Consider the following 14276-nt stretch of genomic DNA (forward strand, 5'->3'; position numbering starts at 1 on the left):
CCGCCGGGTCCGGAGGCGTGCCAATGCTGAGCCTGGACGTCGAGCTGCGGCGCGGCCGCTTCGCGCGCCACGTTCGCATCGAGGACGACGCGCGCGTGGTGGCCCTGACCGGGCCATCCGGTGCCGGCAAGACCACGGTGCTCAATGCGATCGCAGGCCTGGTGCGCCCGGTGTCGGGACGCATCGCCGTCGATGGCCGCGTGCTGTTCGACGCCGCGCGCGGCCTCGACCTGCCGCCACACCGGCGGCATGTCGGCTACGTGTTCCAGGATGCGCGGCTGTTCCCGCACCTCGACGTCCGCGGCAACCTGCTGTATGGCCGCCATGCGCGGCGCGGCGACACGGCGCGCTTCGGGCTCGAGGACGTCGTCGCCCTGCTCGGCATCGAGGCACTGCTGGCGCGCCGCACCGGCAACCTGTCCGGCGGCGAGGCGCAGCGCGTGGCCATCGGCCGCGCCCTGCTCTCGCAGCCGGCGATCCTGCTGCTCGACGAGCCGTTGTCGGCGCTCGACCTGGCGCGCCGCGAAGAGCTGATCCCGTGGCTGCAGCGCGTCCGCGACGAGGTGCGGCTGCCGATGGTCCATGTCAGCCACGCTGCCGACGAGGTGCGGCGGATGACCAGCGCGGTGCATGTCCTCGACTGAATTCCGCGGGGCCCCTCCCGCGCGGGTCAGTCCGGCGCGAAGTCGACCGGAACACGGATCCAGCGTTCGACCGGCTTGCCGTCGGACTGCGCGGGATCGAAGCGCCAGTTGCGCGCGGCCTGGAGCGTTGCCGCGTCGAACACGCCTTGCGGCGTCGACTGCTCCACCACCGCGTCAATGACGCTGCCGTCGGTGCCGACCCGCAACTTCAACACGACCCGCCCGCCCTGTCCCGCGGCGAGGGCCTCGGCTGGATAAGCCGGCGCGGGCGTGACCGGCGCCGCGGGTGGTGCGGGCGGCGCCGGCACTGCCGGGGGCGACGGTGCCGTTGACGGGCTTGGCGGCAGCGGAGCACTTGAAGGTGCGGGTGGTGCGGGCGGTGCCGGAGGCGCAGGCGCTGCGAGCACCGGTGGCAGGGGAGCTTCTGGCGGTGCAGCGGCCGGGCGGACCGCCCAGGCGGCGTAACTGCAGGCGGCGAGCACGACGCCCAGGGCCACGGCGCCGGTGCGGCGGCGGACAGCGCCGGGTTGCGGTTGTTTCAACATGAGGATGCGCTCCTTGAGGAATTGGCTGGACTGCCAATGGCAACCGACCGGCAGTCCAGGGACGGCCAGTTGCACGTTCAACATCGCGTCCGCGTAGCGGCGACGCGCATGGGGATGGCGCGCGAGCACGGTGGCATCGCAGGCGAGCTCCTGGTCGAGGCGGAATCCGCGCGCGGCCAGGTGCAGGAGCGGGTTGAACCAGTGCAGGCAGCGCAAGGCCACCGCCAGCAGGTTGGCGCGGGTGTCGCCGCGCGCGAGATGGGCACGCTCGTGCGCGACCACCAGCGCTGCCTCGTCGGCGGCGTGCCGGGCTTCGAAATCGACGGGCAGCACGATGCGTGGCCGCAGCGCGCCCACCACCGCCGGCGCCTCGACGCCGATGCCGCGCCAGCTGCCGTCCGCGCCCTGCGCGAGGTGGCCGAGCGCCGCGACGTAGCGTCGCTGTTGTGCACCGAAACGCAACGCGACAAGCATGCCACCGAGCAGCCAGGCCGCCACCAGCAGCAGCGGACCGTCGCCGGCCACCGACGCGGTGCGCGCCGCGTCGGTGGCCGCCACCACCAGCACGCCGGGATGCAGCGCCAGGAGGGTCGGCGCGAGGATCTGGCCGGGACCGGGCCGCGGCAATGCGGCGGCGAACAGCGCCAACGGCACCAGCGCCCACGCTGCGTAGGCCACGCGCGCGCCGAACGCGCGACGCAGCGGAAGCCGCAGCGCAAGCACCAGCAGCAGCGCCACGCTCGCCGCGAGGCTGCCGTCCACCAGCCAGCGCAGCAGCGTCTCAGCGGCGATCATCATCAAGGCCTTCGATCAGGCGGCGGAGCTCGGCGATGTCGGCCGGGCTGAGCTTGCCGCGTTCGCTGAAATGCGCCACCAGCGGCGCGACGCGCCCGCCGAAGAGGCGATCCAGCACGCCTTCGCTCTGCTGCGCCACCCAGGCCTCGCGGGTCAGCACCGGGGAATACAGGTAACGCCGGCCGTCGCGCTCGGCACGCACCGCGCCCTTCTTCAGCAGGCGGTTGAGCAGGGTCTTGATGGTGGGTTCCGCCCACTCCGAGCTGGCGGCCAGCCGCGCCACCACGTCCTCGGCCGCCAGCGGCTGCTGCCGCCAGAGCACGTCCATCACCACCGCTTCGGCATCACTGATCGACATGTCGATTACACCTGTAAACCCAAGGCTCGATTACATGCGTAAACGATCCCGCTGTCAAGCGCTGTGCATGCCCCTCACGCGACCAGTCAGGGCCGCGACCAAGGCAAAGCGATCTCTCGCGAAGGCGCGAAGGCGCGAAGCAAACCCACCCCGGAAAGAACTTCGCGCCTTCGCGCCTTCGCGAGAGAAAATCTTCTGCTGACACAACGGTCGCGCCCGCAGCCCCGCCTGCAGGATCGGGCGGGCGAGGTCAGGCGTCGCCGAAAGGATCCAGGCCGTCGATGTGGCCGCCGGCCACCGCCGAAGTGATGACCGCGTCCGCGGCTTCGGTGTCGATCCTGTTGGCCGCGTACCACTCAGGCGCGTAGTAACTGTGCGCGTAGCGATCCCCGCTGTCGCAGAGGATGGTGACGATCGAGCCGCCCTGCCCGGCCTCGCGCATGCGCCGCGCCGCGTGCAGCACGCCGACGAAGTTGGTGCCGGTGGAGCCGCCGACGCGACGGCCGAGCGTGGCGCTGACATGGCGCATCGCCGCCAGCGCCAGCGCGTCGGGCACCTTGACCATGGCGTCGATGCAGCCGGGAATGAAGCTCGCTTCCACGCGCGGCCGGCCGATGCCTTCCACGCGCGAGCCGCAGGGATGGGTGAAGTCGCGCCAGGGCTGCCCCGCCAGTGCCGCGCGGTAGGCGTCGTGGAACACGGACTCCTGCGGATCCGCGCACAGCACGCGCGTGGCATGGCGGCGGTAGCGCACGTAGCGCCCCAGGGTGGCGGCGGTGCCGCCGGTGCCCGGGCTGCACACGATCCACTCCGGCACCGGGTGCCGCTCCTCGGCCATCTGCCGGAAGATCGATTCGGCGATGTTGTTGTTGGCGCGCCAGTCGGTGGCGCGCTCGGCGTAGGTGAACTGGTCCATGAAGTGGCCGCCGGTCTCGGCCGCCACGCGTTGCGATTCGGAATCCAATGCGCAGGCGGTCTGCACCAGGTGGCAGCGGCCGCCATGGAATTCGATCGCGGCGATCTTTTCCGGCGAGGTCGACGCCGGGATCACCGCAATGAACGGCAGGCCCAGCAGCCGCGCGAAGTACGCTTCCGACACCGCGGTCGATCCGCTCGACGCCTCCACCACCGGCCGCCCTTCGCGCAGCCAGCCGTTGGCCAGCGCGTACAGGAACAGCGAGCGCGCCAGCCGGTGCTTGAGGCTGCCGGTGGGATGGCTCGACTCGTCCTTCAGGTACACGTCGATGCCCGGATAGCCGGGCACGTCCAGCGGGATCAGGTGGGTGTCGGCCGAACGGTTGAAGTCGGCTTCGATGATGTGGATGGCACGCGCCACCCAGTCACGCTGGGGCATGGCAACTCCAGGCCGTGGCCGGCGGCGCTACAGCGCGCGCGCCGCTTCGACCACCTTGTCGACGGTGAAGCCGAAGTGCGGAAACAGCACCTCGGCCGGTGCGCTGGCGCCGAAACGGTCGATGCCGACCACCGCGCCGTCCAGGCCCACGTACTTGCGCCAGATGTCGGTCACGCCAGCCTCGACCGCGACGCGCTTGCGGCAGGCGCGCGGCAGCACGGCTTCGCGGTACGCGGCGTCCTGGCGATCGAACACGTCGGTCGACGGCATCGACACCACGCGCACGCCGTCGCCCAGGCGCTCGGCGGCGTCCATCGCCAGGCCGACTTCGGAGCCGGTGGCGATGAGGATCAGCTCCGGTGCGCCGACCGAGTCGCGCAGCACGTAGCCGCCGCGCGCGATGGCGGCGACCTGCGCGGCATCGCGCGCCTGGTGGGCGAGGTTCTGGCGCGAGAACACCAGGCAGCTGGGGCCGTCCTGGCGTTCGATGGCGGCACGCCACGACACCGCCGACTCCACCGCATCACACGGACGCCAGACATCGTTGCCGGGAATCAGGCGCAGGCTGGCCAGGTGCTCGACCGGCTGGTGCGTGGGACCGTCCTCGCCAAGGCCGATGGAATCGTGCGTGTAGACGTGGATCGCATGCGCGCCCATCAGCGCGCTCATGCGCACCGCATTGCGGGCGTAGTCGCTGAACACCAGGAACGTGGCGTCGTAGGGGATGAAGCCGCCATGCACGGCGAGGCCGTTGCTGATCGCGGTCATCGCGAACTCGCGCACGCCGTAATAGACGTAGTTGGCATCGGGCGCGTCGCTGGTGACGGACTTGCTGCCGCTCCACAGGGTCAGGTTGGAGCCGGCCAGGTCGGCCGAACCGCCGACCAGCTCGGGCAGCAGCGGCGCGAAGGCTTCGATCGCCATCTGCGAGGCCTTGCGCGAAGCGACGGTGGGGCCGTCCGCCTGCAGCTTGGCGATGTAGGCATCGGCCGCGGCGGCGAAGCCCTCCGGGAGTTCCGCGTGCGAACGGCGCACCAGCTCCGCGGCGAGCTCCGGATGGCGCTCGGCGTAGGCGTCGAACATCGTGTTCCACTGCGCCTCGCGCGCAAGGCCCGCGCCGGTGGCGCGCCAACCGTCCTGGATGGCCTGCGGCACATCGAACGGCGCGTGCTCCCAGCCCAGCGCCTTGCGCGTGGCGTCGAGCTCGTCCTTGCCGAGCGGCGCGCCGTGCGAGGACTCCTTGCCGGCCTTGGCCGGCGAGCCGAAGCCGATCGTGGTGCGGCAGCAGATGAGCACCGGGCGGTCGTCGTGGCGCATGGCCAGCTCGATCGCGTCCTTGACCGCCTTGGCGTCATGGCCGTCGACGTCGCGGATCACGCGCCAGCCGTAGGCCTCGAAGCGCGCCGGGGTGTCGTCGGTGAACCAGCCGGCGGTGTCGCCGTCGATCGAGATGTGGTTGTCGTCCCAGAACGCGACCAGCTTGCCGAGGCCCCAGGTGCCGGCCAGCGACGCGGCCTCGTGCGAGATGCCCTCCATCAGGCAGCCGTCGCCCATGAACACCCAGGTGCGGTGGTCGACCACGGCGTACTCGGGGCGGTTGAAGCGCTGCGCGAGCAGCTTCTCGGCAAGCGCGAAACCGACCGCGTTGGCGAAGCCCTGGCCCAGCGGCCCGGTAGTGGTCTCGACGCCGTCGGTGACGAAGTTTTCGGGATGGCCCGGAGTGCGGTGGCCCATCTGCCGGAAGTTGCGCAGCTCCTCGATCGGCAGGTCGTAGCCCGAGAGGTGCAACAGCGAATACAGCAGCATCGAGCCGTGGCCGTTGGACAGCACGAAACGGTCGCGGTTGAACCACTTCGGGTTGCCCGGGTTGTGGCTCAGGTAGTCGTTCCAGAGCACCTCGGCGATGTCGGCCATGCCCATGGGCATGCCGGGATGGCCGGAGTTGGCCGCCTGCACGGCGTCGGCGGCGAGGAAGCGGATGGCGTTGGCAAGGTCGCGTCGGCTGGGGCTGGTCATGTCTCGGGGGCGGCGGCGGGCGAAGCCGCCATTGTCCCACCCCCGCCGACCGGTGTCCCGGACGCGCTGCCCGGACTGTGGCGCAGGCCCGCCGTTCAGGCCGCGGCGTCGTCCAGCACGGGCGCGCCAGGCACGTCCTCGATGTCGCGCGCCACCATCGCCGCGATGCCGAGGTCGCCGGTGACATTCACCGTGGTGCGGCACATGTCGAGGAAATGGTTGACGCCCAGCACTAGGCCGATGCCTTCCGGTGGCACGCCGACCATGGCGCAGATCAGCGCCACCACCGGCAGCGAGCCGGATGGCACGCCCGCGGTGCCGATGCCGCCGAGGATGCACACCAGCATCACCACCACCTGCTGGCCGATGCCGAGCTCGACGCCGAAGAACTGCGCCAGGAAGATCACGGTCACGCCTTCGAACAGCGCGGTGCCGTTCTGGTTGGCGGTGGCGCCGATGGTCAGCACGAAGCGCGACACCGCCCTGGGCAGCTTGAGCTGGGTATCGGCCACGTGCAGCGCGGTCGGCAGCGTCGCGTTGCTGGACGCGGTGCTGAAGGCCATCAGCATCGCTTCCTGCACGCCCTTGAAGAAGCGCAGCGGCGAATAGCCACCGACGAACTTCAGCGCCAGCGAATAGACCACCAGCATGTGGATGGCCAGCGCGCCCACGACCACCAGCACGTAGGCGCCCAGGCGCAACAGCAGGTCCCAGCCGAACAGCGCGGCGAGGTTGAACATGAAGCAGAACACCGCATAGGGCGCGAGCCGGATGACCAGGCCGATCAGCGTCATCGAGACTTCGAAGATGCCCTCGATGCCGCGTCGCAGCGTGCGGATCGCGGGGCTGTCGGGGCTCATGACGATACCGATGCCGAACATCAGCGCGAAGAACATCAGCGCCAGGATGCTGGCATTGCTGGAGGCCGCGTCAACGATGTTCTGCGGCACGATGTCGAGCAGCATCTGCACGCCGGTGGGCTGCTCGCTGCTGTCGCGCACGATCGCAGCGGCCCGCTCGGCGCCCTCGCTGAGCAGGCGCTGCGCGAGTTCCGGGTCGACGCCGTCGCCGGGGCGGAACAGGTTGACCATCACCAGGCCGAGCACTACGGCGATGCCGGACAGCAGCACGGTGCAGGCCAGCGTGCGCCAGCCGATGCGACCCAGCGAACGGATGTCGCCCATCTCCGACACGCCCACCACCAGCGCCGAGAACAGCAACGGCACGATCATCATGAAGATCAGGCTGAGGAACAGCGTGGAGAACGGCTGCGTGACGTAGCGCGTGAACGCCTGCACCCAGCCGGCGTCGGCGCCGAAACCGTAGTGGGCGACGAGGCCGGCGCCCAGGCCGGCGACAAAGCCGATGGCGATCTTCCAGTGCAGCGGCATGCGTTGCCTGGCAGGCGCGTTCGACTCGGTCATGCGGTGGTTCCGGAGTGGCTGGACCGTCCGAGCTTAACAAAGCGCGCCCGGCACGCCCGGATCACGAGGGATACAGCGGCGGCAAGTCGGCATCGGCCGGCGTCGATGCCGTCTGCCAGCGCGCGCCGGCGGCGAATGCGGCTCGCACCGCCGTGCGTGCACTTGCGGCATCGCCGCCGCCCCAGCGCGCCTGCTGAAGCAGCGCGATGGCGGCGCGTTGCGGACCGGGTTCGATGCGGTCGGCAAGTGCGTCGAGGTCCGCGGCCGGCGGCGTGGCGAACGCGCACAGGGCATGTGCCACGTCACCGAGATCGCCGGTGTCGAGTGCCCGGCGCAGGGCGCGCGGCGTGGCGGACGGCGTGTGCCCGGCGGTTGCCGCAACGCGCGTCGACGCGTCCGTCGCAACGCCGGCCGCCCGCTGCCGCTGCTGCAGCGCCCAGCCCAGCGTGACCAGCCACAGCAGCGCGAACGCGACCGTGGCCAGGGCCCAGGCGCGCACTTCGCCCTGGACGCCCGGCACGCGCACCCAGGGGTCGCCGTCGCCCGGCGCCGGAGCGGCGGCGACGGCTGCGCCGTCCGCATCGGCGCGCGCGCCCGGCGCGGGCGCCACGTCGAGCGTGAGGTCGGGCAGCACTGCTTCGCGTGCCTGGCCGGATGCGACGTCCCACCAGGCGATGGTCGGGGCGACCACGCGCATGCGCCCGTCGCGCGCGGGCAGCACCGAGAAGCGTCGCAGCAGGCGCACGTGCGGGCGGCCGTCGCGCACGGTTTCATCCACCTGCGCGGGCTCGGCGAACACCTGCGCGCCCTGGTCGGCATCCACGGTAGGCGCCGCCAGCTGTGCGGCCATCGCACCGTCGGCGACGATCTCGAGTTCGACCGTGGTGGCATCGCCCACGCGCGCGGTGCGTGGCGGATCCACCCAGCGCATCGACAGCGCACGCAGCGGCAGCCACGGCCGCGGCGCCGTGGCCGGCATGGCGCGGACATCGAGGGTGATGTCCGGGCCGCGCGCCGACAGCGCGCGCTGGCCGTCGCTGAAGATGTCGTCGAACAGGTTGCCGACACCGCGCCCTTCGAAGCGCGCGCCGGGCAGCACCAGTGCGCCGCTGCGCTCGGGCAGCAGCAGGTAGCGGCGCTCGACCACGGTGTAGCGGCGGCCACCGATATCGCGGTTGTACTGCACGTCGCTGCCCACGCGCTGCAGCGAAGCGCCCTCCGGCGGTGGCAGGTCGAGCTGGCCGGAAATCAGCTGCGTGGCGTAGTACAGGCGCAAGGTGTAGCCGACCGCCTGCTGCACGTACGGCGCGGGCGCATCGACCTCGGCTTCGATGAACACGTTGCCGCGCGCGCGCGCCGGGGCCGCAGCGGCCACCACCGACAACGCCAGCGGCACGGTGCGTTCGCTGCCGACGCGCAGTGCCGGCACGGTCAGGCTGCCCGCGCGCTGCGGTTCCAGCGCCACGGCGAACAGCATGCGCGACACCTGTTGGCCGGCGCGGCGTTCGAACAGCTGCCTGCTGGCGTGCTGGCTCAGCGCGAAGTCGGCGGCCAGCGGCGCGTAGTCCGGCTGGCCGCCGCCGTCGGTCTCGATGTTGAGGGTGACGGTCTCGCCAAGCGCGACGCGGTCGCGGTCGAGCCACGCGCGCACCTCGGCGTGTGCGAGCACCGGCAGCAGGCCAAGCAGGAAGGCGAGCATCCAGCGCGCGCGGATCATCGTGTGCATGCGGTCATTTTCCTTCCGCCCGGCGGCGTTCGTGTTCGATGCGCAGGCGCGCGCGCAACAACCCACCCGGGTCGTCGGGCACACGCTGCAGCCACGCCGCGTTGGCCTGCGCCTGCTCGCTTTCGCCGGCATCGCGCGCCTGTTCGGGTTCACCCTTGGCGTCGGCGCCGGAGGTCGCGGGGCGCCCGTCCTCGAGCGCGCGCTGCATGGCCTCGCGCTGCGCGGCATCGGCTTCGCGCTGGGCGGCCTCGGCCTTGCGCTGCTGTTCGCCTGTGCCGGTCGAAGGTGGCGGCGGTGCCTCGCCGTCGCGACGCGCAGGTGCGCTGTCGGCCGGCTCTTGCGACGCTGCGCCCTGCCCCGATGGATCATCGGCGTCGCCCTGGCCGGCGCCCGCCTGGCCCGGCTGCGGCTTGCCGCGTTCCGGTGTGTCCTTGCCATCGCCGCGGCTGTCGCCCTTGGCGCCCGGTGGCGGCTTGCGGCGCATTGCAGCCTCCACCGCCGCCCGGTTTGCAGCCGCATCCGCCATGCCGGGCGCTGCCTTGAGCGCGGCATCGTAGGCCGCGAGCGCATCCTCGTAACGGCCAAGGCGCGCCAGCGCGTTGCCGCGGTTGTAGGCGGCGTCCGCACCGGGGAGGCGCGCGAATCCCCGCGCGGCGGCTTCGTAGTCGCCACGACGGTATGCCGCTTCGGCCTCCGCGCTGCGCGCGTGCGCGACCTGGTCCGCGCGTCGCCAGACAGTGGCTTCGACGCCGGCGCTGTCCTCGGCCGCCAGCAGTGGTGGCGGCGGCAGCGCCAGGCACAGCAGCAGCGCGACGAACACGCCGCCGCGCCGGAACGCGAGCAGCAGCAACAGCATGGCGGGCGGCAGCAGCCAGAAGCCGCCGTCCTCGCGCACGAAGGCATGTGCGGCGTCGCGCGGCCCATGCGCCATGCCGTCGCCGGTGCCGGTGCCGGTGCCGCCAATCGTCGGTGTTGCAGCCTGATCGGCATCGCCGCTGTGCTCACCGCCGCCGATCGCGGCCAGCACGCCGGGCACGCTCTCGGACCAGGCGTGGTAACGGCCCCCGCCGGCGTCGGCGATCGCACGCAACGAAGCCACGTCCAGGCGCGCGGAGTGGATGCCGCCGTCGCGGCGGCGGTAGGCCGCACCGGCTGCGGTGCCCATGCCGAGCACGGATACGCGATAGCCGGCGGCACGCGCGTCCGCCGCGGCGGATGTCGCCGAGCGGCTGCCGCTGCCGGCCAGCAGCAGGATGTCGCCGCGGGCGTGTCCGGACTGCGCCAGCAGGCGCTGCGCCAGCGCGATGGCGCGCGCCGGCTTGCTGCCGTCGACCGGCATCACATCCGGTGCCAGCGCGTCGAGGAACACCGCGACGTTGCCCGCATCGCGGGTCATCGGCGCGATCGTGTAGGCGTCGTCCGCATAAGCCACCAGCGCGACCTCGCCGGCATGCGCGCGCAGCAGTGCGTCGATGCGCGCACGCGCCTGCAGCAGCCGCGACGGCGGCAGGTCGTTGGCCAGCGTGGCGCTCGAGAGGTCGAGGGCGATCACCAGAGGCGCGCCGCCAGCCTGCAGCGGCTGCGCCGAGCTGCGCCAGCTCGGACCGGCCAGCGCCAGCACCAGCAGCGCGCAGCCGGCCAGCACCAGCCAGCCCCCGCCCCACGCGCCGCGGCCGCGCGCACCCGCGTCAAGCAGGTGCGGCAGCAGGTGCGGATCGACGGCCGTGCGCCAGCTGCTGCGCCGACGCTGGCGCGCACGCCACGCCCATGCCAGCAGTGGCAACAGCAGCAGTGCCAGCAGCCACACAGGGCGCAGGAACTGCACGGCCTGCAGCGGTGACAGCAGGGCCGTCACGCGGGTCGCCTCCGCCGCCACGCCAGCGGCAGGGCCAGCAGGCCGCAGCACAACGCGGCCGCCAGCGGCCACACGTAGCGCTCCAGGCGCGGGCGCAGCGCCTCGCCCGGATGTTCGATGGGTTCCAGCTGGTCGATCTCGGCGTAGATCTGCGCCAACGACTCGGTGTCCGCGGCGCGAAAGCTGCGGCCCCCGGTCATGTCGGCGATCCGCACCAGCGTGGCCTCGTCGATCTCGTTGCCCCCGGACGGCAGGCGAAAGCCGAACACCGACAACGCTTCACCGTCGCCCCCGAAGGCGATGGTGTGGATGCGCACATCCTCGTCGGCGGCGATGCCGGCGGCCTTCAGGGGGTCGAGCATGCCGGCGGTGTTGACCCCATCGGTAAGCAGGACCAGCACGCGCTGTCCTTCGCGCTGCGCCTGCAGGCGCTTCACTCCCAGACCGATGGCGTCGCCGATGGCGGTCTCGCGCCCGGCGAGCGCCACCACGGTATCGGCGAGCTGTTCGCGCACGCTGGCGAGGTCGGTGGTCGGCGGCGCCAGCGCATAGGCGCTGCGCCCGAACACCAGCAGGCCGACGCGGTCGTCATGGCGTCGCTCGAGGAAGTCGGCGATCACTGCCTTGGCGGCGGTGAGGCGATCGACAACGTCGCCACCCAGCAGCATGTCGCGCTCGCCCATGCTCGCCGACAGGTCGACCGCGAGCACCAGCTCGCGGCCCACATCCGGCGGCTGCACCGCCTCGCCCCAGGCCATTGGACGCGCGGCGGCCACGCACAGCAGCGCCCAGCCCAGCCAGGCCAGTGCGGGCACGCGGGTGCCGGTTCCGCCCGCATGCGTCGCAGCACCGGCCAGCTCGCGCACGCGCGCGGACCACGGCACGCGCAGCGCCGGACCGGCATCGGGCAGCGGCGGCACCAGGCGGCGGACGAGCCAGGGCAGCGGCAGCACGAGCAGCATCCACGGCCAGTCGAAACCGGCGAACGCGGGCCAGAGGCTTGCCAGCGCGTTCACTTGCGACCCTCCATCCATGCGAGAAAGCGCGCCCGTGCAGTGCGTCGCAGTGTGTCCACGGCAACCGGATCCGCATCGCGCCGGAACGGGCCGTCGACCAGCAGCGCGGCGTCATCGCCGGAGAAGCGCGGCGCGGCGTCATCGGCATCGAGGAATGCGAGCCAGGCGTCGCCCTGCAGGCGATCGGCGGCCGGGTCACGCAGGCGTGCGGCGCGGCGCAACAGTTCTGACATCGCTGCGATCTCCTGGGCCGGGCCGACCGCGGCGGCCACGGCCAGGTCGAACGCCTGTTCGTGACGCCGGCGGCGACGGATCCGCCGCCAGCGCCAGGCCAGGAGCGCGAGCAGTGCCAGTGCGACGACCGCCATGACCATCCACCAACCGGGTGCGGGCGGCCACCACGCGGGGGCGGACGAGGGGTGGATATCGCGCAGCGGCAGTGCGTCCTGCATCACGCGCTCCTCGCCACCCGGGCGGGCAACGCCAGCCAGGCGTCGCTTTCGTCGGCGGTGGACAGGCGCAAGGCGCGCACGCCGCGCCCGGTCAGGGTGGCGATGGTCTGCTCGACCCCGCCGTCGAAGGCCAGGCGCCAGCGGTCGCGTTCGCCGTTGTTGCCGAGGTCGAGCTCGATGCGGGCGCGGCGCGCGCTGTCGGACGCAGCGGCGCCGACTTGCGCTGCGATCGTCGACGCCACCGAGAACGCGAGCATTCCGCGCGGCGGCTCCATCTCGAGCGGATCGGTGAGCAGCAGCACCAGCACCTCGTGGTGCGCCGCGAGCGCAGGCCAGCGCTGTTCCGGGACGGCGGCCACGCTGGCGGGATCGGCCAGCACCAGCAGTCGCGAGCCCGGACGCAGCAGGCGCCGGGCGTGGTCGAGCGCGACGTCCAGCCCCGCGTCATCCGGTGGTGGCGTCGAATACCAGCGCACCAGCGCGTCGAGGACGCGCAGCGCGCCGCGCGGGCCGGACGCGGGCGGCACCGGAGGTTCCGACATGCTGCCGCGCAGCGCGGCCACACGATCGCCGTCGCGCACCGCGCGCCACGCCGCCAACGCCCCCGCGCGCGCCGCCTGCACCGACTTGAAGCGCACCCGCGTGCCGAAATACAGCGCCGGCGACGTGTCGGCGACCAGCAGCGTCAGCCGCTCGCGTTCGGCCTGGAACAGCTTGGTATGCGGCTTGCCGCTGCGCGCGGTCAGGCGCCAGTCGATGTGGCGGGCGTCGTCGCCTGCAGCGTAGGCGCGCGACTCGGCGTATTCCATGCCGCGCCCGCGCAGCGTCGAAGGCGCGGGACCGGCCACGCCGGCCGCGCCGCGCCGAGCGGTGACGCGCGCCTGCGCGATGCCGCGCAGGCCGATCAGCTCGGCCAACGACGGCGTGATGCCATCGCCTCCGGTTGCGGTGGCGGCCTGGTTGCTCACGGCAGCGGCACGTGCTGCAGCAGTTCCTGCACCAGGCGCTCACCGTCCCAGCCCTCGGCCGTCGCCTCGTAGCTGGGCAGCACGCGGTGGCGCAGCACGTCGGGCGCGACCGCGCGCACGTCGTCGGGGGTCACGAAATCACGCCCCGCCAGCCAGGCATGCGCACGCGCACAGCGTTCCAGCGCGATCGAACCGCGCGGGCTCGCGCCCCAGGCGATGCGCCGCGCCAGCGCCGCGTCGTAGCGCTCCGCGCTGCGCGAGGCGAGCACCAGCTCGATCAGATAGCGCTCCAGCGCAGGCGCCATGTGCAGGTCGAGCACGGCATTGCGGGCGGCGAAGATGTCATCGGCGGGTATGCGGCCCGTCGTGGGGGCCACGTGCTGCAGCGTCGCGCGGGCGCGTTCGCGCGCCAGGCGCAGGATGCCCGCCTCCGCCTGCACTTCCGGATAGCCGACGCGCACGTGCATCAGGAACCGGTCGAGCTGCGCTTCCGGCAGCGGGAACGTGCCCTCCTGTTCGATCGGATTCTGCGTGGCCATCACCAGGAACAGCGGCGGCAGCGCATAGGTCTGCCGGCCCACGGTGACCTGGCGCTCGCCCATCGCCTCGAGCAGTGCCGACTGCACCTTGGCCGGCGCCCGGTTGACCTCGTCGGCGAGCAGCAGCGAATGGAAGATCGGCCCGGGCTGGAACTCGAAGCGGCCGTCCTGCGGTCGCCACACCTCGGTACCGGTGAGGTCCGCCGGGAGCAGGTCGGGCGTGAACTGCACGCGCGCGAAGTCGGCCTCGATGCGCGCGGCCAGCGCTCGGATGGCGCTGGTCTTGGCCAGTCCCGGCGCGCCTTCGACCAGCAGGTGGCCATCGGCGAGGAGCGCGATCAGCAGGCGTTCAACCAGCGCCGCCTGGCCGATGATCTCGTGCGTGAGCGCATCGCGCAGGGCGGTGAAGACGCCATGCAGGCGGGGGATCTCGTCGTTGGGCGTGTCCATGGGCGACCGGGGGACGGCGCGGGCTGCGCCAGGGTGCAGTTTGACCACTCCGGCCCGACTTGGTTCAAGCGTGGACACGCCCCCCCACTGAAACGCCGACGGGGCCCGAAGGCCCCGTCGTTGACGCGTCTGGA

The 14276-nt window shown here is 72.4% G+C and carries 12 protein-coding genes; 1 reads left to right on the forward strand and 11 read right to left on the reverse strand.

What is annotated here, in order from left to right:
* Window positions 1-23: 23 nt before the first annotated feature.
* Window positions 24-644, forward strand: coding sequence for an ATP-binding cassette domain-containing protein (locus IDM46_RS11105; RefSeq protein ID WP_185115740.1), 621 nt, complete (start codon window positions 24-26; stop codon window positions 642-644).
* 26 nt (window positions 645-670) lie between these two features.
* On the opposite strand, the gene IDM46_RS11110 is transcribed toward IDM46_RS11105, so the two are convergent.
* The 11 genes from IDM46_RS11110 to IDM46_RS11160 form a co-directional block, all read right to left on the reverse strand.
* Window positions 671-1987, reverse strand: coding sequence for a TonB family protein (locus tag IDM46_RS11110; RefSeq protein WP_185115741.1), 1317 nt, complete (start codon window positions 1985-1987; stop codon window positions 671-673).
* The gene (locus tag IDM46_RS11115; RefSeq protein ID WP_185115742.1) at window positions 1971-2342 is read right to left on the reverse strand and encodes a BlaI/MecI/CopY family transcriptional regulator; all 372 of its coding nucleotides are present in this window, start codon (window positions 2340-2342) and stop codon (window positions 1971-1973) included. The genes IDM46_RS11110 and IDM46_RS11115 overlap by 17 nt, the downstream gene beginning before the upstream one ends.
* Window positions 2343-2592: 250 nt before the next feature.
* On the reverse strand, window positions 2593-3696 hold the full coding sequence (locus IDM46_RS11120) for a PLP-dependent cysteine synthase family protein (protein ID WP_185115743.1): 1104 nt from the start codon (window positions 3694-3696) through the stop codon (window positions 2593-2595).
* 27 nt (window positions 3697-3723) lie between these two features.
* A complete protein-coding gene (tkt, locus tag IDM46_RS11125; RefSeq protein ID WP_182824812.1) occupies window positions 3724-5712 on the reverse strand; it encodes a transketolase in 1989 nt (662 codons plus the stop codon).
* A 95-nt stretch (window positions 5713-5807) separates the two neighbouring features.
* Window positions 5808-7136 (reverse strand): dicarboxylate/amino acid:cation symporter, encoded by a 1329-nt coding sequence (locus IDM46_RS11130; RefSeq protein WP_185115744.1) that lies wholly within the window; start codon window positions 7134-7136, stop codon window positions 5808-5810.
* Between the two features lie 61 nt (window positions 7137-7197).
* A complete protein-coding gene (locus tag IDM46_RS11135; protein ID WP_223877962.1) occupies window positions 7198-8862 on the reverse strand; it encodes a BatD family protein in 1665 nt (554 codons plus the stop codon).
* Between the two features lie 4 nt (window positions 8863-8866).
* A complete protein-coding gene (locus tag IDM46_RS11140) occupies window positions 8867-10717 on the reverse strand; it encodes a VWA domain-containing protein (RefSeq protein ID WP_185115745.1) in 1851 nt (616 codons plus the stop codon).
* Window positions 10714-11679 carry a VWA domain-containing protein gene (locus tag IDM46_RS11145; protein ID WP_223878075.1) on the reverse strand — a complete coding sequence of 322 codons (966 nt, stop codon included), beginning with the start codon at window positions 11677-11679 and terminating at the stop codon, window positions 10714-10716. The genes IDM46_RS11140 and IDM46_RS11145 overlap by 4 nt, the downstream gene beginning before the upstream one ends.
* Window positions 11680-11729: 50 nt before the next feature.
* Entirely contained in the window at window positions 11730-12185 is a 456-nt protein-coding gene (locus IDM46_RS11150) for a DUF4381 domain-containing protein (protein WP_185115747.1), read from the reverse strand.
* A complete protein-coding gene (locus IDM46_RS11155) occupies window positions 12185-13153 on the reverse strand; it encodes a DUF58 domain-containing protein (RefSeq protein WP_223877963.1) in 969 nt (322 codons plus the stop codon). Before IDM46_RS11155 ends, IDM46_RS11150 begins: the two co-directional genes overlap by 1 nt.
* On the reverse strand, window positions 13150-14142 hold the full coding sequence (locus IDM46_RS11160; protein ID WP_185115748.1) for a MoxR family ATPase: 993 nt from the start codon (window positions 14140-14142) through the stop codon (window positions 13150-13152). The genes IDM46_RS11155 and IDM46_RS11160 overlap by 4 nt, the downstream gene beginning before the upstream one ends.
* Window positions 14143-14276: the final 134 nt, after the last annotated feature.

Origin of the sequence: Luteimonas sp. MC1825, assembly GCF_014764385.1 — a bacterium.
Taxonomy (GTDB): domain Bacteria; phylum Pseudomonadota; class Gammaproteobacteria; order Xanthomonadales; family Xanthomonadaceae; genus Luteimonas.